Annotated in this window: 27 protein-coding genes; 11 read left to right on the top strand and 16 right to left on the bottom strand. The window is 40.1% G+C overall.

Translation table 11 applies throughout. The features are described from left to right. Positions 1-3: 3 nt before the first annotated feature. Genes nadE through BUF13_RS00475 form a run of 4 tightly spaced genes read right to left on the bottom strand, consistent with a single transcriptional unit; the run spans position 4 to position 4116 of the window. Positions 4-1845, bottom strand: coding sequence for an NAD(+) synthase (gene nadE, locus BUF13_RS00460; RefSeq protein WP_073569792.1), 1842 nt, complete (start codon positions 1843-1845; stop codon positions 4-6). Positions 1846-1861: 16 nt separating this feature from the next. Further along, positions 1862-2602, bottom strand: coding sequence for a ribonuclease III (gene rnc, locus BUF13_RS00465; RefSeq protein ID WP_073570786.1), 741 nt, complete (start codon positions 2600-2602; stop codon positions 1862-1864). Positions 2603-2609: 7 nt separating this feature from the next. Beyond that, positions 2610-3860, bottom strand: a complete 1251-nt coding sequence (gene fabF / locus BUF13_RS00470) for a beta-ketoacyl-ACP synthase II (protein WP_073569793.1) — start codon at positions 3858-3860, stop codon at positions 2610-2612. A 19-nt stretch (positions 3861-3879) separates the two neighbouring features. Then, positions 3880-4116, bottom strand: a complete 237-nt coding sequence (locus tag BUF13_RS00475; protein WP_024282156.1) for an acyl carrier protein — start codon at positions 4114-4116, stop codon at positions 3880-3882. Between the two features lie 152 nt (positions 4117-4268). Between BUF13_RS00475 and BUF13_RS00480 the strand changes: the two genes are divergently transcribed. From BUF13_RS00480 to BUF13_RS00495, 4 genes are all read left to right on the top strand, one after another. Next, positions 4269-4697 (top strand): IPExxxVDY family protein, encoded by a 429-nt coding sequence (locus BUF13_RS00480; protein WP_073569794.1) that lies wholly within the window; start codon positions 4269-4271, stop codon positions 4695-4697. A gap of 6 nt (positions 4698-4703) precedes the next feature. After that, positions 4704-6128, top strand: coding sequence for a pyruvate kinase (gene pyk, locus BUF13_RS00485; RefSeq protein ID WP_073569795.1), 1425 nt, complete (start codon positions 4704-4706; stop codon positions 6126-6128). Positions 6129-6296: 168 nt separating this feature from the next. Next, complete coding sequence (locus BUF13_RS00490) at positions 6297-8162, top strand: fasciclin domain-containing protein (protein WP_073569796.1); 1866 nt, start codon at positions 6297-6299, stop codon at positions 8160-8162. A 121-nt stretch (positions 8163-8283) separates the two neighbouring features. Continuing rightward, positions 8284-9042, top strand: coding sequence for a response regulator transcription factor (locus tag BUF13_RS00495; protein ID WP_073569797.1), 759 nt, complete (start codon positions 8284-8286; stop codon positions 9040-9042). Here BUF13_RS00495 and BUF13_RS00500 read toward each other — a convergent pair whose 3' ends face one another. Genes BUF13_RS00500 through BUF13_RS00520 form a run of 5 tightly spaced genes read right to left on the bottom strand, consistent with a single transcriptional unit; the run spans position 9043 to position 12788 of the window. Beyond that, entirely contained in the window at positions 9043-10617 is a 1575-nt protein-coding gene (locus BUF13_RS00500; RefSeq protein ID WP_073569798.1) for an NFACT RNA binding domain-containing protein, read from the bottom strand. Beyond that, on the bottom strand, positions 10617-11381 hold the full coding sequence (locus BUF13_RS00505; RefSeq protein WP_073569799.1) for an MBL fold metallo-hydrolase: 765 nt from the start codon (positions 11379-11381) through the stop codon (positions 10617-10619). The genes BUF13_RS00500 and BUF13_RS00505 overlap by 1 nt, the downstream gene beginning before the upstream one ends. Further along, positions 11378-11656: a hypothetical protein gene (locus BUF13_RS00510; protein ID WP_073569800.1), complete on the bottom strand. Its 279-nt coding sequence runs from the start codon at positions 11654-11656 to the stop codon at positions 11378-11380. The genes BUF13_RS00505 and BUF13_RS00510 overlap by 4 nt, the downstream gene beginning before the upstream one ends. A gap of 2 nt (positions 11657-11658) precedes the next feature. Beyond that, positions 11659-12036 (bottom strand): response regulator, encoded by a 378-nt coding sequence (locus BUF13_RS00515; RefSeq protein WP_073569801.1) that lies wholly within the window; start codon positions 12034-12036, stop codon positions 11659-11661. Next, on the bottom strand, positions 12033-12788 hold the full coding sequence (locus BUF13_RS00520; RefSeq protein WP_073569802.1) for a response regulator: 756 nt from the start codon (positions 12786-12788) through the stop codon (positions 12033-12035). Before BUF13_RS00520 ends, BUF13_RS00515 begins: the two co-directional genes overlap by 4 nt. A gap of 33 nt (positions 12789-12821) precedes the next feature. Here BUF13_RS00520 and miaA point away from each other — a divergent pair, with 33 nt between their 5' ends. Continuing rightward, on the top strand, positions 12822-13736 hold the full coding sequence (gene miaA, locus BUF13_RS00525) for a tRNA (adenosine(37)-N6)-dimethylallyltransferase MiaA (RefSeq protein WP_073569803.1): 915 nt from the start codon (positions 12822-12824) through the stop codon (positions 13734-13736). Here the strand turns inward: miaA and BUF13_RS00530 are convergent. Both BUF13_RS00530 and pfkA read right to left on the bottom strand, forming a co-directional pair. Further along, positions 13724-14059 (bottom strand): hypothetical protein, encoded by a 336-nt coding sequence (locus tag BUF13_RS00530; RefSeq protein WP_073569804.1) that lies wholly within the window; start codon positions 14057-14059, stop codon positions 13724-13726. The two genes, miaA and BUF13_RS00530, sit on opposite strands and share 13 nt — an antisense overlap. Position 14060: 1 nt before the next feature. Beyond that, positions 14061-15035, bottom strand: a complete 975-nt coding sequence (gene pfkA, locus BUF13_RS00535) for a 6-phosphofructokinase (RefSeq protein ID WP_073569805.1) — start codon at positions 15033-15035, stop codon at positions 14061-14063. Positions 15036-15167: 132 nt separating this feature from the next. On the opposite strand from pfkA, the gene BUF13_RS00540 reads away from it, so the two are divergent. Next, the gene (locus BUF13_RS00540; RefSeq protein ID WP_073569806.1) at positions 15168-16058 is read left to right on the top strand and encodes an aldo/keto reductase; all 891 of its coding nucleotides are present in this window, start codon (positions 15168-15170) and stop codon (positions 16056-16058) included. A 62-nt stretch (positions 16059-16120) separates the two neighbouring features. Continuing rightward, positions 16121-18307, top strand: a complete 2187-nt coding sequence (locus tag BUF13_RS00545) for a penicillin acylase family protein (protein WP_073569807.1) — start codon at positions 16121-16123, stop codon at positions 18305-18307. Positions 18308-18317: 10 nt separating this feature from the next. Here BUF13_RS00545 and msrB read toward each other — a convergent pair whose 3' ends face one another. From msrB to BUF13_RS00570, 5 genes are read right to left on the bottom strand one after another with little or no spacing between them, the layout of a single operon-like run. Beyond that, positions 18318-18737, bottom strand: coding sequence for a peptide-methionine (R)-S-oxide reductase MsrB (gene msrB, locus BUF13_RS00550; protein WP_073569808.1), 420 nt, complete (start codon positions 18735-18737; stop codon positions 18318-18320). A gap of 36 nt (positions 18738-18773) precedes the next feature. Beyond that, positions 18774-19151 (bottom strand): magnesium citrate secondary transporter, encoded by a 378-nt coding sequence (locus BUF13_RS00555; protein ID WP_073569809.1) that lies wholly within the window; start codon positions 19149-19151, stop codon positions 18774-18776. Then, entirely contained in the window at positions 19151-19435 is a 285-nt protein-coding gene (locus BUF13_RS00560; protein ID WP_073569810.1) for a hypothetical protein, read from the bottom strand. Before BUF13_RS00560 ends, BUF13_RS00555 begins: the two co-directional genes overlap by 1 nt. A gap of 1 nt (position 19436) precedes the next feature. Beyond that, on the bottom strand, positions 19437-20627 hold the full coding sequence (locus BUF13_RS00565) for an aspartate aminotransferase family protein (RefSeq protein WP_073569811.1): 1191 nt from the start codon (positions 20625-20627) through the stop codon (positions 19437-19439). A 9-nt stretch (positions 20628-20636) separates the two neighbouring features. Continuing rightward, complete coding sequence (locus BUF13_RS00570) at positions 20637-21533, bottom strand: class I SAM-dependent methyltransferase (protein ID WP_073569812.1); 897 nt, start codon at positions 21531-21533, stop codon at positions 20637-20639. 240 nt (positions 21534-21773) lie between these two features. Between BUF13_RS00570 and glsA the strand changes: the two genes are divergently transcribed. The 4 genes from glsA to gyrB all read left to right on the top strand — a co-directional run bounded on the left by glsA (position 21774) and on the right by gyrB (position 26042). Beyond that, complete coding sequence (gene glsA / locus BUF13_RS00575) at positions 21774-22604, top strand: lyso-glycine lipid O-acyltransferase GlsA (protein WP_073569813.1); 831 nt, start codon at positions 21774-21776, stop codon at positions 22602-22604. Further along, complete coding sequence (glsB, locus tag BUF13_RS00580; RefSeq protein ID WP_244547789.1) at positions 22570-23553, top strand: glycine N(alpha)-acyltransferase GlsB; 984 nt, start codon at positions 22570-22572, stop codon at positions 23551-23553. The genes glsA and glsB overlap by 35 nt, the downstream gene beginning before the upstream one ends. Continuing rightward, the gene (locus tag BUF13_RS00585; RefSeq protein ID WP_073569814.1) at positions 23546-23926 is read left to right on the top strand and encodes a CoA-binding protein; all 381 of its coding nucleotides are present in this window, start codon (positions 23546-23548) and stop codon (positions 23924-23926) included. Before glsB ends, BUF13_RS00585 begins: the two co-directional genes overlap by 8 nt. A 157-nt stretch (positions 23927-24083) precedes the next feature. Beyond that, positions 24084-26042, top strand: coding sequence for a DNA topoisomerase (ATP-hydrolyzing) subunit B (gene gyrB / locus BUF13_RS00590; protein ID WP_073569815.1), 1959 nt, complete (start codon positions 24084-24086; stop codon positions 26040-26042). Positions 26043-26126: the final 84 nt, after the last annotated feature.

The raw sequence follows: 26126 nt of genomic DNA on the forward strand, positions 1-26126 counted from the left end.
GTTTTATTCAGTTTTATCCAATAATTCCAACTCTTCGGCAAATCCACCAGAAAGAATCGGGAATCTAAACCAGGTTTTAGGGTCTACATTAAATTGATCTAAGTGAAAAGAAGGGGCAAGTCTTTCTCGCTTCCATTGATTTCGTGACCAAAGTTGAAAGAATTTTTTAATATATCCTTTTAATTGTTCTGCTTCTATTTCGACCTCTTCTTTGAGGATTAAATAGATATCCATGGGTGAACGTTGATCGCGGATTGCAAGTTTTTCTATTTCCACAATCAATGAATATGGCATCAGATCTTTTTCATCCGTCTGGGTTTTTTCCAAAGGTCTCAGTTCAGCTGTAGGCTGCAGGGAATTGACGTATTGCAAGCCTGGTCTGTCCAAATTTTCCTGTGCCCATCTTAGCCAATGAAGAATAAAGTATTTGTCTACAGCGGCTATCGGTGAAATACTGCCACTGGTATCTCCATCCATGGTCGCATAGCCCACATCTCCTTCAGATCTGTTGGAAGTGGAAAGGAGTAGGGCATTATTGATGTTGGCAAGCATCCAGATAATCGGAGAACGCGCTCTTGCTTGGATGTTTTGAAGGGTGATGTCGTCTTTTTCCCAAGTCAAATCTCTTCCAATAGCCTTTTCGATCTTGGAAGTATAGGATTCTACTTCTTCATCGATTTTCCAATCGTAAAAGACTGCGCCGAGACTTTCTGCCAATTTTTTGGCACTTTGGAAGGTGTCCTCTGAAGAGTTTTTAGTGCCTTGATACGCAGTGGTCAATAACTGATTCACCAAAGCTTTTTCAATGTCTTTGTCAGTTTCAGGAATAGGGATTCCTACTTTTTTACAAAATGTCTCAACTCCCAATTCTTCCAATCCACGTCTTACCATTTCTGCCACCAACACTGCAATGGTAGAGGAATCAGCTCCTCCGGATAAAGAAAGCACAAAGCCTTTGCTTCGGCTTTTTCTCAGGTAATCAAAAAGAGCCAAGCTAGCCGCCTGGACAAATTCTTTTTCTTTTTCTAAAACTGGGGCAATATCCTGAGCTTCATCTTTTATGAAAAAGGATTGAAGTTGGCAGTCTTGGTAGGAAAGAAGTTGATTTCTATACAGAAGTTTGCCAGATTTTGCTAGCATGGTTTCTCCATCGAAAATCATCCTTCCGGCTTCATTACCTAGTAAATTGACATAGCAATAATAGCAATCGAAAATCTCTGAGCTGGATTCGATGAGTTCTTTTCTCTCCAGAGTTTTACCCATTGCAAAATGGCTTGCACTTGGGTTGAAAATAAGGTCTACTTTTCTTTCCTGAAGTCTATATCCTGGTCGCACAGGGCCTCTCCAGGCATCTTCACAAATCTCAAATCCATAATGGATGTTTTTGTGATGGAAAGTCACATCTCCAAATGGAACGATCTCACCAAAAAAGTCAAATTCAACTTTTTCAAAGGCCTTCCAAGGGGTAAACCAGCGAAATTCATAATGAACTCCGTCAATTGCTAGGAATTGCTTCGCGACAAAGCCTTTTAGCTGGCCATTTTCGACAATTGCGACTGTATTGTATACTTGGGTGTCAATTCTAACCGGGAGGCCAACAGCAACGGTTATACCTGTTGTATGGGGGATTAAAGCCTTGAGTTGTTCGAGCGCTTTTTTAGGATACCAATAGCTCAAGAAAAGGTCCTCAGAACCATAGCCGGTAATAGCTAACTCAGGAAAGCAAAGTATCTCTATCTGTTCGGATTTAGCTTGCTCAATGGCATTGACAATCCTATTGAAATTCCCTTTCCAATCTAATGGAGTTTGGTTGAGAGTGGCTGCTCCGATTTTTATTGATGACATAGAATTGATATCAAAATCAGGTGGCTATGTTGAGTTCTTCACAGGCATTTTTGGAGGCATCCTGTTCTGCCTTCTTTTTGGTGCTTCCTTTTCCTTGGGAAACTTCCTTGTTTTCTACTTCTAAAGCAACAATGAATTCCTTGAATCGCTGGTTCCCATGGACATGTAAAACTTTAAATTCTACCTGTTTATTTTCCTTTTGGGACCATTCGATAATTTTGCTTTTGTAGTTGGTGGTGGTAGCTATCATACCTTCCAAATCAAAATGAAGCAAAATTCGCTTTAGAATAAATTTTTTGGTGAAAGCATAGCCATGATCTAGGTAAGTGGCTCCAATAAATGCTTCCAACATATCCCCATAAAGAGATTTATTTCCAGTGAAAGTTCGGTTTTCCAGTTCCTGATCGAGGACCTTTCGAAGACCGATTTTTATACCGGTTTGGTTGAGGCTTTCTCGATTGACTAATTTGGACCTTGTTTCAGTCAAAAATCCCTCGTCTCGGTACGGGTATTTCTGGAAAAGATGTTCTGCTATTACCGAACCGAGAATAGCATCACCTAGGAATTCAAGCCGTTCATTAGAAATTTTAAATCCTTGGCTGGTTTCTTCACCTAGTCCTGCTGGAGTGATGGCAAGACGATACAGTGAAATATTAAAAGGCTTGCTGCCAGTCATCAATTTGATGGAGGCAGCAAGCCTTTTGTCTTTTTTATTGAGAAAGAGAAGATGTACTCCGAGTTGCTGAAAGAGTTTCAAACCCTGATCAGTTATATTTTTTGAAAATGACAGAACAGTTGTGACCGCCAAATCCAAAAGTGTTACTCAAAGCATAATTTACTTCCCTTTGCTGAGCTTTATTAAAGGTCAAGTTTAATCCCGGATCAAAGGTTTCATCATCGGTGAAATGATTGATGGTAGGAGGGATTATGCCTGTTTGAATGGCCTTGATAGAAGCAATTGCTTCAATAGCACCTGCGGCACCTAAAAGGTGGCCCGTCATGGATTTGGTACTACTGATATTCAATTTGTATGCATGCTCACCAAATATTTTTTGGATTGCTTTGGTTTCACTTACATCTCCTAGTGGAGTGGAAGTCCCGTGCACATTGATATAATCAATATCTTCTGGTTTCAAATTGGCGTCTTGAAGAGCGAAATCCATCACAGAGCTTGCTCCCAATCCTTCTGGATGTGGTGCTGTTATGTGATTGGCATCTGCAGACATTCCGCCACCTACGAGCTCAGCGTAAATCTTAGCTCCACGGGCTTTGGCATGTTCATATTCTTCAAGGATCAATGCTCCCGCACCTTCACCTAATACAAATCCGTCTCTATCCTTATCAAATGGTCTGGAAGCAGTTTCTGGAGAATCATTTCTTTGGGAAAGTGCCTTCATGGCATTAAACCCACCGATTCCCGCTTCAGTCACTGCAGCTTCAGAACCACCGGAAATAAAGATATCTGCTTTGCCTAATCTGATGTAATTGAATGCATCAATCAGGGCATTGGTAGCAGATGCACAAGCAGATACGGTAACAAAGTTTGGTCCTCTAAATCCATACTTAATGGAAATAAAGCCTGCACTAATGTCAGCGATCATTTTTGGGATAAAGAAAGGGTTGAATCGAGGAGTCCCGTCACCATTCGCAAAATAAGTCACCTCATCTTGAAATGTTTTCAGACCGCCGATACCCGATCCCCAAATTACACCTGCTCTGGATTTGTCGATTGTTTCTAGATCCAAACCGGAGTCTGCCATGGCCTCGTCCGCTGTGATCATAGCATATTGAGTGAAAGGGTCCATTTTTCTGGCTTCCTTTCGATCAATAAACTGATCCAGGTCAAGGTTTTTTACTTCACAAGCAAACTGGGTTTTGAAAAGTGAAGCGTCGAACTTGGTAATTGGCGCAGCGCCACTTACACCCGCAACCAATCCCTTCCAAAATTCTTCGGAAGTATTGCCAATGGGGGTAAGGGCACCAATACCAGTTACAACAACTCTTTTTAAATTCATGGAATGAATTTATTGGTTATTATTTTACGTTAGCCTCAAGGTAGGAAACAGCCTGTCCCACCGTGCCGATTTGCTCAGCCTGATCATCTGGGATAGAGATGTTGAATTCTTTTTCGAATTCCATGATTAGTTCTACAGTGTCAAGAGAGTCAGCTCCCAAGTCATTGGTGAAGCTAGCTTCCATAGTCACTTCAGATTCTTCAACGCCCAGTTTGTCAACGATGATGGCTTTTACTTTTTGTGCAATTTCAGACATTTTGTGATCAGTTTAGTTAATAACACTCCGCAAAGAAATATATTTATAAGCTAATTGACAAAGAAATGATTCAAGTAAATTTTTAAGCAAATTGCCTTTTCTTTGTGTAGAATTTAATTTTCTAACTTTGTTTAGCTCCATTTTCTTCCTCCATGAAGAAGGTAAAATTACAGATTGAACATACGTATGATTTTGATGTATTGGGCCTTGTGTCCCCTGTGAGGGACTATAAGATGGCCTGGTTGATCAATCGGCAATTGGACCTGGACCTCATTAAATGGGAGGACTTAGAAATTGAGTTTCTTTCGGATCCACAACTGAAAATTAGTCAATATTTCCTTTCTTTACCGCATGGATATGTTCAATTGCTCAAAAACAAAGCCCTAAACACCAACAACCAGGTGTCTTATCTCATCCCTGAGCTGAAGTCCATGGATTATTTCCTTTTGGTACAAGACCAAACCTTTCAAATAAGTATTAATACATTTGTAAACGAACTGGCGAAAATTCCTTTTATTCAGAACGTGATGAAATTGGACGTCAGCAAACTTAAATCTAAAGAGAACCTGTTAACTTATTAAAAATCAATGAGTCATATTAACAAAACCAAGATACTTGCGACCATAGGCCCTGCATCTAATAATTATGAGACGATCAAAAGTCTTGCCTTGGCCGGCGCTAATGTATTTAGATTGAATTTTTCTCATGGATCCCATGATGTTCACCAAGCCAATATTGAAATCATCCGCAAAGTAAATGCAGAGATGAATTGGAATTTGGGGATTCTTCAAGATTTGCAAGGTCCTAAAATCCGCGTTGGAGAAGTTGAAAACAACGGAGTTGAAATCAAGCCTGGAGAACCTATCACCATCACCAATGATCCGGTAATAGGGACAAGTTCTTTGGTGAGCACTGTTTACCAAAATCTTCCAAATGATGTAGTTCCTGGAGATCGTATTTTGATTGATGATGGAAACTTGGAAGTGGTAGTTAATGATACTGATGGAAAGAACGTTAACTGTACCGTAATTCACGGTGGAATTTTGAAATCAAGAAAAGGTATCAACCTTCCAAATACCAAAGTATCTGCTCCATCATTGACTGAAAAAGACATTGAAGATTTAGCTTTTGGCTTGAGCCAAGATGTAGATTGGATTGCACTTTCTTTTGTGCGTTCTGCTGAGGATATCGTTGACTTGAGAGAAAGAATCCAAAAAGCTGGAAAGCATTGTAAGATTGTTGCTAAGATTGAAAAGCCTGAAGCTTTAGAAAATATTGATGCCATCATCGAAGCTACAGATGCAATCATGGTAGCTCGTGGTGATTTGGGTGTGGAAGTTCCAATGGAAATCGTTCCACTTTGGCAAAAGAAAATGGTTGCAAAGTGTAAACTAGCTAGCAAACCAGTGATCATTGCCACTCAGATGATGGAAAGTATGATTACTAATCCTCGTCCTACTCGTGCAGAGACCAATGACGTGGGTAATGCAGTATTGGATGGTGCGGATGCAGTGATGCTTTCTGCAGAAACAGCTTCAGGAAAATACCCTGTGAATGCAGTGAAGGCAATGAGCAGCATTATCAGCTATTTGGAGCAGAATGCAGATATCTACCACAATTTGTATAAAATTCCTGAAGAAGATCCGACTTTCTTGAGCAGCAATTTGATTTTGATGGCTTCTAGACTTTCAAGAAATGTCAGTGCAAAAGCAATCGTAGGAATCACTTCTTCCGGCTTTACTGCTTTCAAAATTGCTTCTCACAGACCTTCAGCTGGTGTATTTATTTTCACAAGAAATAGATCATTGATTACTCAGATGTCTTTGGTTTGGGGTGTGAAAGCTTATTTCTATGAAAATCAGGTTTCCACTGACGCTACTTTTGTAGATATCGAAAAGACTCTTCAAAATGATGGACATGTAAGCTCTGGCGATTTGATCATCAATACTGCTAGCATGCCGTTGAAAGCAAAAGGAAGAACGAATATGTTGAAAATCCACATGGTGGAATAGACCATAATTATTCAAGTGAAAGGCTGATTCCTTAAGGGTTTCAGCCTTTTTTGTTTTTCGGCTCATCCCTTTAAAACTTCAATTGAGCTAGGTAATCAAACAGTTCAAGGAAGATTTTTTCAGGTTCAAGTAAATAGAGCGGTTGTTCTAGAAACAACTAATGTAGCTATGACAAAATTATTTAAGTACTTCTTTTTGGGGTCGATTTTTCTCTCGATCCTTTCCTGTGATGATGAGGACTATCAAGGTCCGATTCCTTATCCAACCTTAATGGAAGCGGCTGAAGATGCCGGATTGACTACTTTGGTGACCGCGGTTAGATCCATTCCGGGTCTTGAAGCAACTCTTCAGGATCAAGATCAAATTACAGTGTTTGCTCCAACTAATGATGCATTTGCTAATGCACTTCAAGAATTTGGAGCGACAGATTTAAATGGATTGGTTGAAAAGGTGGGAGGAGCTATGAATGTGCAGACTGTTTTGGGATTTCATGTCGTTCCTTCCAAGATTTTCTCACGAAATCTTCAGGATATCAATTATGTAAATACACTTGCTGGGCAAGCTTTAAAGATTGAAAAGTCTTCGCAAGGAGTTACTATCACTGATTATGCAGGAAATACTTCCCGTGTCATCCAAGCAGATGTGAAAATTGAAAATGGAGTGGTTCATGTGATTGATCAGGTATTGATTCCATCAATCGAGTTACCTGCTCCGACTTTAGTAGAAGCAGCGACAAAATATAATTTAACAACACTTATCACAGCGGTTACAGCCGTGGATGGGTTAGCTGAAAGCCTATTGTCGGCCGACCAGATTACAGTATTTGCACCAACCAATGAAGCGTTTGCTGCAGCCTTGAATGATTTTAATGCCTCAAGCTTAGATGAGCTGGTAGTGAAAATAGGAGGAGTTGAAAATCTGGAGAAGGTTTTAGGATTTCATGTCGTTCCTGCGGTGGCATTTTCGGGGGATTTGAATGCAAGTAATACGTTTACAACGCTTTCTGGTCAAGAAATAATGGTAGAAGTTTCAGGTGGAACTGTGACGGTAATTGATCAATGGGGTAGAACGGCTCAAGTGGTAGCGGCTGATATTGAAATCGCTAATGGTGTCGTACATGTTCTTAACGGAATGATGCTTCCTGATTTGATGCTTCCAAATGTTGTAGAAGCTGCTCAGGCTGCAGGTTTGACCACCCTAATAGATGCCGTGACTGCAGCAGGATTAGGAAATGCGCTTTTGGGAGCTGAAGCCATGACCGTTTTCGCTCCGACCAATGATGCGTTTGCTGCAGCATTGGAAGCATATGATGCTGACAATTTAGACCAACTGGTAACCAAAATAGGTGGAATTGAAAACCTACAAACTATACTTGGATTCCACGTCGTTCCTGCTGTAGCATTCTCTACAGATTTAGAAGCAACGAATACATTTACCACTTTAGCTGGACAAGATCTGACAGTGATGGCTAGTAGTTCAGGAGTGATGGTGACTGATGCGTGGGGAAATTCAGCCCAAGTAGTAGTTGCCGATGTGGCCATCGAAAATGGGGTAGTTCACGTGATTGATGGAGTTCTACTTCCAGAGTTTTCTCTGCCAAATGTGGTTGAAGCCGCAACAGCTGCAAATTTGAATATTTTGATTCAGGCAGTTACCGCAGCCGGTTTGGGACAGACTTTATTGGATGCAGAGGAAATGACTGTTTTTGCTCCAACCGATCAGGCTTTTATGAATTTGTTAACTGATCTGGGAGCGGGTTCTTTGGAGGAATTGGTTAATATGATTGGTCTAGATGGTGTTCAAAAGACTCTTGGATTTCATGTAGTTCCTGCTGCTGCATTTTCATTTGACTTAGTTGAAGGAACTCAAATGGTTCCAACTTTGGCAGGAGAAGAATTGACCGTTACCAAATCTGGATCTGGAGTAACCGTGACCGATGCCATGGGGAATACCTATAATGTCGTAGCTGCAGATGTGGCAATCGAGAACGGCGTTGTGCATGTGATTGACGGGGTCTTATTACCGACTCTTTAATATTAATTTCAGACAGGCACATCGAGGGGTAGAGGTTTCTACCCCTTTTTTTTTAAACATTTTTCAATTGACCCAGTTCTAAAAGTGCCCCAGTTTCCACAATTTTTAACCCAAATAATCGATGAATATTCTTCTAGTAGGCTGTGATTCAGTAAGTCAAAATTTGGTTAGAAACGCATTGAGATTGACCGAATTTCCGAATTCCTGCTTTTTAGCTTTATCTCCTTTGCAATTCCTCGAAGATTCAAGCCCCAATTTTGACCAATTTGACTTGATCTTTTGTCAAGTCTCTGATTCAGAGCCCTTTGTTTTTGATGTTTTGAAAAGGGATAGCATTGCTACTCCGATAATTTTTTTAGCCCATTCAACCGAATATGCGTATCAGGCTACTCAGTTTTTTTGCTTGGACTTCATCGTTTTGCCAGCCAATGAAAATAGGATCATTCAGGCTTTTGAAAAGACCAGAAAAATCAATTCGATGCTGGCTTCCAAATTTAGGAAAGAAAATAGATGGAATGAAGAAAAGCCCAAATCTTTCAGAAAGCGATTTTTAACTAAAATAGGGAAGAAGTACGTATTTATTCCGACTCAGGAAATTGCTTTTTTCTTTACCGAAGACGGGATTACTTATTTAATGGAAAATGGCTCATCTAATAAATACATCCTCAATCACAGCCTCAATGAGCTGGAAAATGATTTGCTGGACCCTTTTCATTTTTACAGAATCAATCGCTCGATGATCATTAATTTAGAAAGTCTCATCGAAATCAAACCTTATGTCAATGGAAGATTGGCCCTTTCAATGAATTCAAAATTTGAGGAAATGGTGGTGGTAGCCCGGGAAAGGGTGACCGAATTCAAAAACTGGATCAACCAATAATTAGGAGATGATGTCTTCAGATGGCCCTTGCGGCGGGACCTGAATGACTTTTTCCTTGTCTACCATCACCGCTCCGGGAGCCAATCCTTTTACTTTTCTAACAAATTTGGCCTCGGTGTAAATCACTGGAGCCAAGCTATCAGACTTGAGTTTGGAATAAAAAGCAGCCAATGAGGCGGCTCTTTCCAATACAAAATTGGGGATACTCGCTTTTCCTTTATTTCTGATCACCACGTGTGATCCAGCAACCTGTCTGGCGTGGAGCCATAAGTCATCTTTATGGATATAATGACGAAGCATTTCATCATTGTCTTTGGCGGATTTCCCTACCCAAATAGAAAAGCCCTGAAGCTCAAACTGTCGGAATGGAAGATTGATTTGCTCCTTTTGCAAAGCCTTGTCCTCTTTGTGATTTTTTTTGAAATCCTTGAGATCCCGAAATCCATCCATGGATTCTAGTTCCAAAATTTTTTCCTCCAATTCCAATTGCTTGTTTTCTTTGGATTGGATTGCCTGGCTTATTTGATCGACTTCAATCTGACGATTTTTGTTTTTTCGATAAAGATTTTCTGCCAGTTCTGTTGCCTTTTGATTCGGTTTTAAGCTGACTTTTAAGATTTGGCCAGTGTAAAAATTATCCAATTCGTATTCCAGTTTGGAAGAATTGAACTGATGCAAATTGGCCATGATTACATCCGCGATTTGGGAGGGAGGTTGGGCGTTTTGCAAGTCCTCTAGCTTCTGCCTGGACTTGGTGATGTAGTTTTCGGTTTTTTTCAGCTCATCCCCATATTTTTTCAAAAGCTGCTTTTTCTCCTTTTCAAAGTTTCCGACAACCATTGCTTTGTAGAAAAGCTCATTGATTGCTTCTATTGGGTCGGAAAAAGTCTTTATGGTGTTTTGTTCAGGAAGGAGGCTCAAGAATACATCTCCATCTTTTTCTGCAATAGAAAAGAGAGGAGTAGATAACATGTCGACTAAGTCCTGCATCAATTCCCATTTTTCAGACAAAGTCGCATCTATATAACCTTGATTTTTCAGCCATTCTCTAGGTACTTTTCCTAGAGTAGGCAGATACTTAGAAGCGTTTCCATCAAGAGCTTCAAATGATTCCTTACTAAGGTCTAATTTCTTTTCTAGATCCTTCCAATTGAGGGCTTTGTCTTCTTGGAACTCATTTCTAAATATCTTTTCTGGGGTTTCTTCACCATCAGGATACCAAATGACATTGCTTCGATTTCCATGAAGCTTGAAAAGGAGGATTCCGCCAGACACCATTTCGAAGTAGAAAGCCCTCTCAAATTGCAATACCTGACAAGAATGAATGGTTTCTCCTATGATTTCTGGGAAGAGATTGATCGAATTCCTTTTAGCCCGACTAAACTGGCTGGGAAAGGAATAATAAATCTGAGGAGGTAAAAAATGAGCCCTAATGAATCTTTCATCATTTTCATCCGAGGTATGAATGACCAGTTCATCCTTACTTTGAGAAAAGCATTCGGTGATAGTTTTTCCCTGAAATTCGGAACTGAGAACAGGGCAGAGGTACTGTAGGAAATGAAAATTAAGGTGCATTAAGGCAAAGATAACTCCAAGCCGTCATAAGCTAGGTGGATTCCTTCAGGAAGTTCTTTTTCCACTTCAGCATGAAGTCCCAACTTGTGTGAAATATGGGTTAGATAGGTGTTTTTCGCGCCTAATTGTTCAGCCATCTCAATTGCCTCCTCTAGGGTGAAGTGGGAGATATGAGGAGTTTTTTGCAGGGCATTCAAGACGATTGTTTCTGATCCACGAATCAATTGAATTGAACTTTCAGGGATTTGATTGGCGTCAGTGATATAAGTGAAATCTCCAATTCTAAATCCAAAAACCGGTAGCTTATAATGCGAAACAGGAATGGGAGTGATGGTAATTCCTTCAAAAGTGAAAGGAGATTCTGTGATTTCTATGGGTTCTACCTGTGGAACACCAGGGTACTTTTGGCTTGAGAAAATGTATGAAAACTCTCTTTTGATTTGATCCAAAACTTGTTCTCTTCCAAAGACAGGCATGTCTTTTTGCTGAGAAAAATTAAAGGGGCGGATATCATCTAATCCGGCTGTATGGTCTTTGTGCTCGTGGGTAAACAAGACAGCATCAAGTCTGGAGATGTTTTGTGCAAGCATCTGGGACCTGAAATCAGGTCCGGTATCGATCACCAGATGAACACCATCTATTTCCAAGTAGATTGAAGATCGGTATCTTTTGTCCCGATAATCCAAGGATCTGCAGACCTCACATTGGCATCCAATGACTGGTACTCCTTGGGAAGTTCCGGTTCCTAAGAATTTGATTTTCAAAATTTTAATTGAGTTTGTTGCAGTTCTTTCAAGAAATCCTGTGCTGATTTTTCTTTAAAATCCTGCGGGTTCAATTGCAATTCGCCAAGTATATCGATTAGGGCATTGATTTTTCCTTCTAGGGGAAAGTATTTGTTGACGATAACAATTTTGGTTTCTTTCAATACACAATAGCCGGACTTGAAGTTCCCTTTTTCATAGCGAAGTACATATTCCGACGCTGCAAAAAGGTTTTCCAATTTGTCCAAAAAATGCTTTGTGAATTTGATAGCCATGATTAGCTCAGGAATTTTTTGACTGTGGCCAACACCTGGTCATAATCAAGTGGTTTTTGAATAAAATCATCAAAACCAGCCTTTCGGAATTCATCATGTGTCATGTTTAGAATATTTCCAGAAATGGCTATGATTGGAAGAGAGGATTTCTTTTCATCTGGCAGGTTTCTGATAGCTTTCGTGCATGCGATTCCATCAAGGACAGGCATGCTAATATCCATCAAGATCAGATCAAAGTCTTCCTTGGCCAATAAATCCAAAACTTGCTGACCATTTCTGGCTGCTGTCATTTTGTAATTTTCAAATGCCAAGACGTTTTTAGTCAAATTGATGATTACAGAACTGTCTTCGCCAACCAATATTTTTTTGGGTTCATTCATGATTCAAAAATAGTTGCTTCGTTTAAATAATTTAGAAATGACTCGATTTCCTTTTGGATTTTTTCATGCTGAGACAATAGATTTGATTTGTCTTCCTCTTTTGCCAAAAGTTCAGCCTTTTGGGCTTCAATAAAAACTCTGTTGACACCTAATGTTCCTGAATTTCCTTTCAGAATATGAAGGAACTCGGCTACTTTATTAAAATTGTTGTTTTCTAATTCTTTTGGGATTTGTTCCAAAATCCCCATTGATTCCTCTATGAAATCTAAATATACTTTTTTGATCATCTGAGGATTGTTGTATTTGCCAAGTTGTTGAAATACATCTATGTCTAGAATGACATCTTTTACATTCATTTTATCAGGAGATTTCGAGTCCTTTTCTTGGCTTATATCCAAAAATTTCTGGATTTTTTCTAAGAACTCCCTTGGCCTGATGGGTTTGGTAATGAATTCATCAAAACCTTGGTCCAGAAAGGCTGCTCGATCAGATTCATCTGCAAAAGCTGTCACTGCAATGATTGGGCAGGTAGCCAATTCACTTGCTCTGATTTGCTTTAAAGCAGAAATCCCATCCAATTTCGGCATCTGAATATCCATCAGGATCAAGTCAAATTTATCTTCTTTTACTTTTTGTATCGCTTCTAAACCATCGGTAGCAGTTTGGTAAGACCAGATCTGACCGACCAAATTTTCGAAAAGCTTCCTGTTGAGATCATTGTCATCAACAATTAAAATGTTTTTGCTTTTCATACTTTAATAACAATTTTGCCCCAAGTTTGCCTTATGGACATTTCTGAAAAACCTATTTTGATTTTGGTGGTAGGCCCAACTGCGGTTGGAAAAACTAACCTATGTTTAAATCTAGCCAAAAAATTCGATACAGAAATTATATCCTGCGATAGTAGACAGTTTTATCGCGAAATGAATTTGGGTACTGCCAAACCAACAAGGGAAGAGTTAAACCAAGTTCCTCACCATATGATCAATTCTCATTCGATTGAGGAAAATTATGATGTGAAATCATTCGAAGAGGATGCCTTGGAATTGTTGGACCAATTGTTCCAAAAGCATAAAGTGGTGATCATGACTGGAGGTTCTGGACTTTTCGCAGACGCAGTCACCGAAGGGATGGATGAGATGCCTGAGATTCCTGCAGGAATCAGAGAAGAGGTGATCAAAGAGTATCAGGAAAAAGGATTGAAATTCCTCCAAAATGAAGTGAAAAGACTGGACCCGGAATATTTTGAAATAGTTGATCAGCAGAATCCACAGCGCCTGATGAGAGCTTTGGAAGTATGTAGAGGAACCGGGAAAACCTTTAGCTCATTTCGAGTGAAAAGTAAAATTGAAAGACCTTTCGAAACCATCAAAATAGGCCTAAATCGGGATCGTGATGAATTGTATTCACGGATAGATCTTCGAATGGACCAGATGGTTGAGGCTGGACTCTTTGAGGAAGCCGAAAGTTTATTTGATAAGAGACATCTCAACTCCCTTCAAACGGTGGGATATCAGGAGATTTTTGGAGCGCTGGAAGGCAAATATGATAGGGAAGAGGCTATCCGTCTTCTCAAAAGAAATTCTAGGCGATACGCCAAAAGACAATTGACATGGTTTAGAAGAGATGAAAAAATCTATTGGTTTCACCCGGATCAAGAGGATGAAATCATTGCTTTTATTGAAAATCAGATTTCCTGAAAACCACTCATTTTAGCCACCCAATTGTAAGGGGCTTTTTTAATCAGTTGGTTGTACTGAAGTCGGTTGATTTTCAATTGGCGAAGTAATTTTAAAGCTTCCTCAACCTTGGATTTTTTTTGCCCAGATGCTTTTAGATTTTCGAAAATCGATTCGGTATCCAAATTTTCAAAACCGGTAATTCCCATTTCCGGAAAAGCCATGGTTAATTGAGCAGTCAACTCCTTTTGAAGGTTTAGCTTCTTTTGGAGTGAATTTTTTACTGTAAGAAAGAATAGGAGGCATGCGCCTCCTACTGTTAGAAATAAAGGGATATAGCCCATATTAAATACTTAGAATATCAATCAATTTCAGTTGATCAGGGATCAATTGTTTGGTTTTGCCAATGCAGTCGCTGAATGGAGTGTAGACCACTTCCTGATTCATGATTCCTGCCATGCAATTTACTTTTCCTGCAATTAATCCTTCTACTGCTGCCATTCCACATCTACTTGCCAAAACTCGATCCCTGGCAGTCGGACTTCCTCCTCTTTGGATATGTCCTAGTGTAGTTACTTTAAACTCTTTGGTGTTGTCTTTGATTTTTGACTTCACTTTTGCCATGATTTCTTCGGCATTTCCTTCTTCATCACCTTCAGCGACTACGATAATGCTTGAAGTTTTGGTTTTGCGAAGGTTTTTCAAAGACTTGACTACCGCGTCCAAATCAGTTTTGGTTTCAGGAACCATCACAAATTCAGCTCCACCTCCAATGGCAGATTCAACAGCGATAAACCCTGCATCTCTTCCCATCACTTCTATAAAGAAGATTCTGTCATGGGCTGCGGCAGTATCTCGGATTTTGTCAATGGCTTCCAAAGCCGTATTGACAGCCGTATCAAAGCCAATGGTATAATCAGTTCCATAGATATCATTGTCAATGGTGCCAGGACATCCTACAGTTGGAATTCCGTACTCTTCAAAGAATATCTTCGCCCCTGTAAAAGTACCGTCACCACCAATGGCTACGATGCCTTCGATCCCATGCTTGACAAGGTTTTCATAGGCTTTTTTTCTTCCTTCAGGGGTTCTGAATTCTTGAGATCTTGCAGATTTTAGAATGGTTCCGCCACGTTGAACTATGTTGGAAACAGATCCGGATTGAAGGCGCTTGATGTTGCCATCGATCATGCCCTCGTAACCATGATAAATTCCGTAAACATCCAGTCCTTTATAGATGGCAGTTCTTACGACTGACCTTACGCAGGCGTTCATTCCGGGGCTGTCTCCCCCAGAAGTAAAAACAGCGATTTTTTTCATAGTAATAGGTTTTAAGCCCCCCAAAAATAGGGATTAAAGAAGGAAAGCAGTAGTTTCTTGGATGAATTAAGTGTAAAAAATCACCTGATTCTTGAAACTAAAAAACCCGATTTATAACCTGTTGAAAAACAAATGAATACAATTCCACTAACTAATACGGACGTTAAAATCCCAGAAATTTCGCTGGGTTGTATGTCTCTTCCTCAGGAAAAATTAACATCTCAGGCCATTATCCATTCTGCTATTTCACATGGAATTAATTTGCTGGATACGGCGGATTTGTACCAAAATGGCTTGAATGAAGAAATGGTAGGTGAGGCTATCAAAGGTAAGAGAAATGAAATCACCCTTGCCACCAAAGTTGGGAATCAAATGAGAGCAGATGGAAGTGGTTGGGATTGGAATCCAAAAAAGGAATATATCCTAGAAGCTGTTGAAAAAAGCCTGAAAAGGTTGGGTACCGATCGAATTGATTTGTACCAGTTGCATGGAGGGACCATCGATGATCCTTGGGAAGAAACACTGGAGGCTTTTGAAATTCTTAAGAATCAAGGTAAAATTTTAGCCTTTGGAATTTCTTCTATTCGTCCCAATGTCATTCGCAAAGTGATGGAAATGAATCCTCCAGCTACCATCATGATGCAATACAATCCCTTGGATAGAAGGCCTGAAGAGGTGGTTTTTCCAGTTTTGGAACAAAGTGAGACCAAAGTATTGGTTCGAGGAGCTTTTGCAAAAGGATTGCTGATCAATAAGGATTCCCGTGATTATTTGGGCTACGATGCTGCTAAAGTTAAATCTGTTCAGGATTTTTTTAACTCCTTCGAATTTTCACCAGAGGCTTTGTTGATCCGATTTGGATTGAGTCAAAGAGCTGTTGGATCGCTTGTGATCGGAGCTAGTAATGTCAAACAGATCGAACGGATTGCGCGATCATATGAGGAGAGTGAAGGGATTGAGGAGGATTTTATCCAAGCAGTAAGAAGGAAATTACCTGCAAATTTTTACCATGATCACCGCTAATCAAGTTTGTTGAAAATTGATTTTGGAATGAATTAAATTCAAGAATTCTATCACCCTATTTTATGAGAAAGAATTTCATCTTAATGTTTCTGGTTTCCCTAGTTTTAGCTAGTTCGTGTGAACCAGTTTCTACTTCCAATGCCCTTGAGTGGAACGGTAAAACCTATGATGTTGAGATCATTAGGGACGATTTTGGAGTTCCCCATATTTATGGTAAAACAGATGCTGATGCCGTATTTGGACTCTTATTCGCACAATGTGAAGATGATTTCAGAAGAGTAGAGAGAAATTATGTTTGGGCATCTGGAAGGCTGGCAGAGTTAGAAGGGGAGGAAGCTATTTTCTCTGATTTGCGAGCTAATCTATATATGACAGAGGCCGAAGCAAAAGCTGCCTATGAAACTGCTCCAGATTGGTTGAAGGAGCTTTGTGTAGCATTTGCTGATGGAATTAACTTCTATTTGAACCAACATCCTGAAGTGGAGGCTCAAGTGATCAAGACCTATGAACCTTGGTTGACGATGTACTTTTTCGAAGGCTCAATTGGAGGGGACATAGAGCAAATCTCAACTCGTAGAATTCAGGCTTTTTATGAGGAGCAAAAGGCATTGGCTTATTCTGAATATGGAGATGGATTGGTGCATCCAGACCCTTATGAAGAGCCCAAAGGGTCGAATGGAATTGCAGTTTCAGGTGAAATGACAGAATCTGGGAATGCGATGCTTTTGATCAATCCCCATACTTCATTTTATTTTAGACCAGAGGTTCATGTCGTATCGGAAGAAGGTTTAAATGCTTACGGGGCAGTGACCTGGGGACAGTTTTTCGTATATCAGGGATTCAATGAAAATACAGGTTGGATTCACACCTCTACTCGGGTGGATTTTATCGATGAATTCAAAGAAGAAGTGAATGAAACAGCTGATGGTTTCCAATACAAGTATGGAGATGAACAGCGAGAGGTTCAAAGTCAAACAATCAGTTTGAAGTATAAAGAGGGTGAGGAGTTGAAGGAAAAGGAATTCACTTTTTATCGAACTCATCATGGCCCGATCACCCATCAATTGGATGATTATTGGGTGGCAACTAAAATTAATTGGGATCCTGTTAATGCCTTGATTCAGAGTTTTTCCAGAACCAAATTGGCCAATTATCAAGAGTTCAGAAAGATGATGGACATTCGAACTAACTCTTCAAACAATACCGTTTTTGCGGATTCTGAAGGCAATATTGCCTACTTCCATGGGAATTTTATCCCCAAAAGAGATCCTAATCTTGATTATTCCATGCCTGTAGATGGTTTTGATCCTGCAACCGACTGGAAGGGTTTGCATGAGGTGGATGAAACGATAACCGTTTTAAATCCCGGGACTGGTTGGATACAGAACTGTAATTCCACACCATTTACGGCAGCAGGGGATTTTAGTCCAAAAAGAGAAGATTACCCAGTTTACATGGCTCCGGATGCGGAGAATTTCCGAGGAATTCACGCCGTCAGCGTTCTTGAAAAAGCCAGTAATTTAAATCTGGACAGCTTTATCAAATTGGCATACGATCCCACGATTCCGGCTTTTGAGCGTCTCATTCCGGCATTAGTGGAGGCAGTTGAAGAGCAAGGTGGTTCTGAGCAAGTCGAACCAGCATTGGCAGTGTTGAAAGATTGGAACTTTCAAACATCTAAGGAGTCTGTAGCCATGAGTTTGGCTCATTTTTATGCCATGAATTACCAAAGTGAGTTTAGAAACTTGAATCGATTGGTGGAGGTAGAAACATTGCCAGAGTTTGCTGACCCTTCCTATCAAAAAAGAATGGTAGAGGTATTGGAATTCACTTTGAATAAAATGAATGAAGACTTTGGGACCTGGAATACACCTTGGGGAGAGATCAATAGATTCCAGAGGTTGACTGGTGATATTAACTTAAAATATGATGATGATCAACCTTACATTCCAATTGGCTTGGCTTCTGGACGTTGGGGTGCATTGGCTTCTTATGGAGCGAGTACCAAGGAAGGAACTAAAAGATTGTATGGGAGCTCTGGAAATAGCTTTGTGGCAGTGGTAGAGTTCGGAGAGAAGGTGAAAGCAAAAAGTATGTTGGCAGGAGGAGAAAGCGGACATCCAGATTCTCCTCATTTCTTGGATCAAGCTCAACGGTATGCAGATGCTAACTTTAAGGATGTAGCCTACTATCGTGAGGATGTAGAGGCTAGGGCAGAGGAGAGGTATGTTCCAGGAAGAAGAAAATAAAAAAGGGGATTTAATCCCCTTTTTTAAAATCCATACTTACCGAATTGATGCAATAGCGAATGCCTCCCTGATCACTGGGACCATCGGGAAACCGATGTCCTAGATGGGAACCGCAATTGGCACATAAAATTTCTTCTCGGATCATGAAATGGGAATAATCCATCTGAACGTCAATGGCTTCTGGCCTAATCGGTTCGGTAAAGCTTGGCCATCCGCAGCCAGAATCATATTTTTTGCTGGAATGAAAGATCTCATTATGACAAACTTTGCATTCGTAGATGCCGGTATCCTTGTTGAGATAATATTGACCGGTGAATGGTCTTTCCGTTCCTTTTTCTCGCAATACATGATAGGATTCAGGATCTAATTTTCCTTTCAAATCCTCTTCTGAAATCTGGATTGGATATTCCTTTTTATCTTTTTTGCTCATATCACTTCAACCAAAAATAGCTTCGGTAAGTTTTGTTTAGCCTTCAGAAATTTGCGGGCTGGCTTTTGGATTGATCAATTTATAAAAACCGAAGGTGCCAATGGCATAGCATACAATATCCCAGTAATCTCGGGTGTATGTTTCAGAATAAAGTGGTAATATTCCTTCAAAAGCCACTGAAACATAAAGGAAGCCCACTAAGCATTGGACCCAGGTAAATCGAAATTGATTTTTTAAGGGGTGAATCCATTGGAATACTTGAAGTGTGATGCCTAAAATCACAGGCATTGCAAGTAAATCGTCCTCATAGGATCTAATGAAAGAATGTGTCTCACCAAATAATTTCTCGGCTCCCTGATTTACCCAAAATAGAAGGGCTGAAACGAAAAAAATTGGATTTTTTAAAACTGTCATTATCCAGGAAGAGCTGCAATTAACCAAATAAGAAAGGTGATAATAGCCATAAAGACTGTGTAAAACAAATTCCCAACTTTCTTCAAAAACACTATAAAAGGAGGGTCTGCTTTCTGGATATAAAACTTCCATTTCTCTTCATTGGCCTTCTTTTCTTCCTCTCTTTTCTGATTTCTGGCAAGCTCCAAATGGCTTAGTTTTTCTCCACAATGCTCACAAACATCTTCGATATTCTGGCTCCAAGCAGACCATTCTTTGCAATGAGGGCATTTTTTCTGTCCCATATCAAGCTTCAGTTACCAGGTTGATAGCTTTCAGGATACCGTCACAAGCCTCTTTGATCTGTTCTTTGGTGATCGTCAATGGAGGAGCAATGCGCATGGAATCATCGCAGAATAGAAACCAGTCCGTAATAACTCCAAGTTCAATGGCCTGATCGATGATGGGTTTTAAGACTTCGAAAGATTCGAACTCTACGGCCATCATCAATCCTTTATTTCGGATTCCTTTGATTTTGGGATGAACTAGAAAGCTTTTAAACAATTCTGCTTTTTCCTCAACCTGATTGATCAGATTTTCTTCTTGCAAGACCTGAATGGTAGCTAGAGAAGCTGCAGAACTTACTGGATGTCCTCCAAAAGTGGTGATATGTCCTAATAGCGGGTTGTTTTTGAAAACTCCCATCACTTCTTTGTTGGCGATAAAAGCTCCAATCGGCATTCCTCCACCCATTCCTTTTGCGCAAACAACAATATCAGGAACGATGTCAAAATGCTCAAAAGCCCAGAATTTTCCAGTCCTTCCAAATCCGGCTTGAATTTCGTCCAAAATCAATAAGGTACCCATTTCTAGGCACTTATCTCTTAAAGCTTTAAAGTATTTTTGGGTCCCCACACGGATTCCAGCCTCACCCTGAATGGTTTCCACAATGACTGCAGCAGTGTCTGAGTCAATTTTTTCAAGATCTTCCAGATTTCCGTATTGAATATTGGAGACCCCTGGTAGAAGTGGTCTATAGGCACGCTTAAAAATCTCATTTCCTCCCACGCTTAAAGCTCCACTTGAACTACCGTGGTAAGCATTGACACAGGAAACCAATTTGGGTTTTCCGGTATATCTTTTTGCGAGCTTTAAAGCTCCCTCTACAGCTTCAGAGCCACTATTGACCAAGTAGACATTGTCCAGAGATTCAGGTAGTGTGTCACAAATAGCTTTTGCTAATTGTGCTTGGGGACTTTGTACATATTCTCCATATACCATCAGGTGGAGGTATTTGTCAAGCTGATTTTGGATGGCTTTCAAAACCTTGGGATGGCGATGGCCTACATTACTCACACCGATTCCAGAGATCAAATCCATGTATTTTTCCCCATTGGGGCCATACATATAGACTCCTTCTGCCTTTTCGATTTCGATCAGCAGTGGAAAATCTGTGGTTTGGGCTAGATGGGATAGAAATAATTGTCGGTTGTTCATAATTGGGTTTTAATAGCTGGAGAATCTGAAGAAAATTCCCAAAGGAAGCTTTTTGTCAAATCTGTCCTGCAGGTATAATTCTCCATGCTCTGGATTTTTCACTTCTCCAAAATTGGATTGGATCAAATTGACCGCTATCAAAGAGGAAAAGCTCAATGAGTACATGTTGAGTAAAAGGAAATGATTCTTTGGATCCAAGATTTCTGCACAGGTTTTTAGCATTTCGTTGATTTGCTCCTCGAGAACCCACTTTTCACCATCTGGACCTCTTCCATATGCTGGGGGGTCCAGGATAATGCCTTGGTATTTATTTCCTCTTCTGGCTTCCCGTTTGATGAATTTCATCGCATCATCTACCATCCATCGGATTCCTTCCTGCTTGGAGGCTTCCATATTGTGTCTGGACCAGGTAACCACCTGCTTGACCGAATCCAAATGAGTTACATCAGCACCTGCAGCTTTGGCTGCTACTGAAGCAGCGCCTGTGTAGGCAAATAGGTTCAAAACTTTTGGATTTTGAACAGGTGACTTTTGAATCGTCTGATAGAGATAATCCCAATTGACTGCTTGCTCAGGGAAAAGCCCGATGTGCTTAAAAGAAGTTTGAGCCAGGTTGAGTTTCAAATTGAGTCCGTCTTCATTGGAATAGGCTATTTGCCAATTGTGGGGCATTTTTTTGAGTTGCTCCCACTTTCCTTTGTCAGGGTTGTTTTTTTCTTTGGCAAAATGAGCATGAGCCATTTTTCTCCACTCTGACTCGGACATACTTTTGTCCCAAATGGCCTGAGGCTCGGGTCTGCTAACAATAAATTCTCCAAATCTTTCCAGCTTTTCAAAGCCACCCGTATCGATCAATTCGTAATCATTCCACGGACCTGGAGTCAAGGATAAAATGCGTTCGTTCATAGCTCATCGATTGAGCAGGCAAAAATAGGGAATTATAACTGGAAGAGGAGAGGATGGAAGATTATCCGTATTTCTTGATTTTTTTCGGTGTTAAGTTCAGATTTGATATCATTTGGTTTTCAGGTAGCTGCGTTTTAATAAATGATTAAAAAATGTATGCATGCAGAACTTTTCCTGTTTTTACTTTATTTTACCAAAGATTACCCAGTTTAAATTCTCCTTTTTGATCCTAGAAATAATATGTCGAAGAAATTTATCGATATAGAAAAAGCGATTCATTCCAAGAATCCGACTTTGCTAAAGTGGATGCCTGGATTTGTACTTTCTTATATTAAGAAAGTGACTCATGAAACTTGGATGAATGAAGTTTTGGATCGAATAAATCACCTCAAAGGAATTGATTTTGTCAATAGTATTATTGAGGAGTTTGAATTGGAAGTTGAGCTAATAGGAGAGGAAAAAATACCGAAAGAAGGAGGAGTGATTATAGCTGCCAATCATCCTCTTGGTGGCATGGATGGAATCGCTTTGATGTATGCCCTTGGGAAAATCAGGCCAGACATTCGTTTTTTGGTAAATGATCTTTTGATGGCCTTTGAAAATTTTGAACCTCTATTTGTTCCAGTTAATAAGCTTGGAAGAAACTCTCAGGAAACTCTTGCAAAAATAGAAGAAGCATATGCCGACAATTTTGCTGTCTTGGTGTTTCCAGCAGGTTTGGTTTCAAGGAAATCAGGAAATGGGATTAGAGATCTTCAATGGAAAAAGAGCTTTATTACCAAGGCTAAAAAGTACAAAAAAGATATCCTTCTTTGTTTTATTGAAGGAAAGAATTCAAATTTCTTTTACAATTTAGCTGATTGGAGAAAGAAACTTGGAGTTAAGGCAAACGTTGAGATGTTTTATCTTGTGGATGAAATGTATAAGCAACGTGGACAAAAGGTTAAAATTAGGATTGGTGAGCAGATCCCATTTGAGAGTTTGACAAATGAGAATTCTGATGCCAAATGGGCCGAAATTTTGAAAGAAAAAGTTTATGAATTTGGATCGAAAAATGGAAAGAGAAGCTGAGATAATCCCTGCTGTAGATACAGCACTGATAAAGGCCGAATTAAGCCCGGATCGATTCATTCGATATGCAAATAACGGGGACAATTTGGTTTACTTGGTGGACTTCCACAATTCACCCAATGTAGTGAGGGAAATCGGTCGATTGAGAGAGCTGACTTTTAGAGCTGCGGGAGGGGGGACCGGTCTTGAGTTGGATTTGGATGAGAACGACACCTGTGAAAATTGCTATCAACAATTGATCACTTGGAATCCGGAGAATGAGGAAATAGTTGCTGGGTACCGTTTGATTCATTGCAAGACGGCTATAGGAGAAGATGGTGATATCAATCTTTCTACCACCCATTTGTTTGATTTTTCAGAAGAGTTTATTAAAAACTATTTACCCTATACTATTGAACTTGGAAGGTCTTTCGTTCAACCGAAATATCAGCCAAGCATAGATAACAGAAAAGGGATTTTCAGCCTGGATAACTTGTGGGATGGCTTAGGTGCCGTGGTTTTACTCAATCCAGATGTGAAGTTTCTGTTTGGAAAGGTGACCATGTATCCTCATTACAATCGTGAAGCAAGGGACCTTTTGCTTCGATTTATGAATCATTATTTCCCAGATAAAAACTCCTTGGTAGTTCCAAAGCCTGAATTGAAATTGGATTACGAAACAGGCGTTGGTACAGGACCAAATCCATTTGAAGGATTGAGCTATAAAGAGGGGTATAAGTTGTTGAATACCAGTGTAAGGTCTTACGGGGAGAACATTCCTCCTTTGATCAATACTTACATGAATTTGTCACCTACAATGATGACTTTTGGTACAGCTTTGAATGATGAATTTGGTGAGGTTGAAGAGACAGGGATTTTGATCACTTTGTCCGATATCTACGAATCCAAAAAACATAGGCATATGGATACTTTTGAGAGAGATAGAGTCTTAGGAAGTAGGGATGTCTAGTCCAAAAACCATCAAAACCTTAATTGTAGGAGCAACTCCAAATCCTTCCAGGTATGCTTATGTAGCAGCTGGAATGTATGAGGATAAGGGCTACGAATTCATTCCTATCGGAATCAAAAATGGAGAGGTATATGGTAAGGAAATTCTTGATTTGAGGAGAAAGCCCGATTTGGAAGATATTCATACGATTACCCTATATATTGGTCCAGATCATCAGGGGGAATGGATTGATTATTTGCTTTCTCTGAATCCAAAGAGGATCATTTTCAATCCGGGAACAGAAAATCCAGAATTTTTTCAAAAGGCTAAAGCTCAGGGGGTAGAGGTGGTTCCTGCTTGCAACTTGGTGATGCTCAGTACAAATCAGTTTTAAGTGATTGCTTTTTAGATACTTTAGGTAAGCTTAAGGAGGGGGTAATTGCCTGAATTTTATAGTGATAAACTCACATTTTTTGCTTAACTTGCCGAATCAATAAACTATCAAAAAATCACCGTTTCAGCCCGATTTTGAGGGTTTTTTTCCAACAAATATGAGCGACGAACAAGCGAAAAAGCCGGCAGAGTACGGTGCCGGGAATATTCAGATATTGGAAGGCTTGGAAGCAGTAAGAAAGCGACCAGCCATGTATATCGGGGATGTTGGTATCAAAGGTCTTCATCACTTAATCTGGGAGGTTGTAGATAACTCCATTGATGAGGCTTTAGCTGGTCATTGTGATACTATTCACGTGACTGTCAACGAAGATAATTCCATCACAGTAGAAGATAATGGCCGAGGTATTCCTACGGACATGCACCCGAAGGAGAAGAAATCAGCCTTGGAGGTTGTTTTGACTGTCCTTCACGCTGGGGGTAAATTTGACAAGGACACTTACAAAGTATCCGGTGGTTTGCACGGTGTAGGGGTGTCATGTGTGAATGCACTTTCCACAGATTTAAAGGCTACTGTTTATAGAAACGGGGTCATTACCGAGCAGGAATTCAAGATCGGTGTTCCCCAATATCCGGCAAGAGAAGTCGGTAAAACTGAAAGAAGAGGTACTACCATTCATTTCAAACCGGATGCGAGCATTTTCACAGTTACAGAATTCAAATACGAAACGATTGCCAACAGGCTTCGTGAAATGGCATTCTTGAATGCTGGTATAAGAATTTTCTTGAAAGATCTTCGTGAAATCGAGGAGGATGGCAATCCAAAATCAGATGAATTCTTCTCTGAAGGTGGTTTGATCGAATTTGTTCAATACTTGGACGAAACCAGAGACAAAATCATCGAGGAGCCGATCTACATTGAGTCTGTTGATCAAGAAGTACCCGTTCAAGTAGCCATGAGCTACAACAGCTCTTATTCTGAGAATGTGGTTTCTTATGTGAATACCATTAACACCTATGAAGGTGGTACTCATGTGACCGGTTTTAGAAGAGCTTTGACCAGAACTTTGAAGTCTTATGCGGATAAGTCAGGAATGCTTGATAAGTTAAAGATTGAAGTTTCCGGTGATGACTTCCGTGAAGGATTGACTGCTGTTATATCAGTGAAAGTTGCTGAACCTCAATTTGAGGGTCAGACCAAAACCAAATTGGGTAACTCTGATGTAGTTGGAGCTGTAGATTCAGCTGTTTCCAAAACTTTGGAATCATGGTTAGAAGAGCACCCAAAAGAGGCTAAGACTATTGTAGGAAAAGTGATTTTGGCTGCTCAGGCTCGTCATGCTGCCAGAAAGGCACGTGAGATGGTTCAGCGTAAAAACGTCCTAGGAGGCGGAGGTTTGCCAGGTAAACTTGCTGACTGTGCTAACTCTGACCCAACTGTATGTGAGCTTTACCTTGTGGAAGGGGACTCTGCAGGTGGATCTGCAAAGCAAGGTCGTGATAGAGATTTCCAGGCGATTTTGCCTTTGAAAGGTAAGATCTTGAACGTGGAGAAAGCTCATGAACATAAGATTTATGACAATGATGAGATCAAAAATATCCTAACCGCATTGGGTGTAAAGTTTGGAACTGTCAATGACGATAAGGAATTGGATCTGTCCGGATTGAGATATCATAAGATCATCATCATGACGGATGCCGATATTGATGGATCTCACATTCGAACTTTGATTTTGACTCTATTCTTCCGATACATGAGAGCATTGATCGAGAATGGGTATATCTATATCGCACTTCCACCACTTTACTTATTGAAAAGAGGAAAAGACGAGCGCTATTGCTGGACTGAGGAAGAAAGAAAGATCTTGACAGCCGAAATGGCCAAAGATGGAAAAGAGGATAGTGTAAACGTTCAGAGATACAAAGGTTTGGGTGAAATGAATCCAGAGCAACTTTGGACTACTACCATGGATCCAAATGTCAGGACAATCAAACAGGTAACCATCGATTCAGCAGCTGAAGCAGATCACCTCTTTAGTATGTTGATGGGAGATGAAGTTGCTCCTAGACGAGAATTTATCGAGAAAAATGCCAAATACGCAAAAATCGATACTTAATCATAAAGGGGCTCTCGGGCCCCTTTTTTTGTCTTAACAAAAATGTAAATTCGAATTCCGGCTAAAAAGCTTATTTTTCCGGTC

This window comes from Algoriphagus zhangzhouensis, assembly GCF_900148515.1.
GTDB classification, from domain to species: domain Bacteria; phylum Bacteroidota; class Bacteroidia; order Cytophagales; family Cyclobacteriaceae; genus Algoriphagus; species Algoriphagus zhangzhouensis.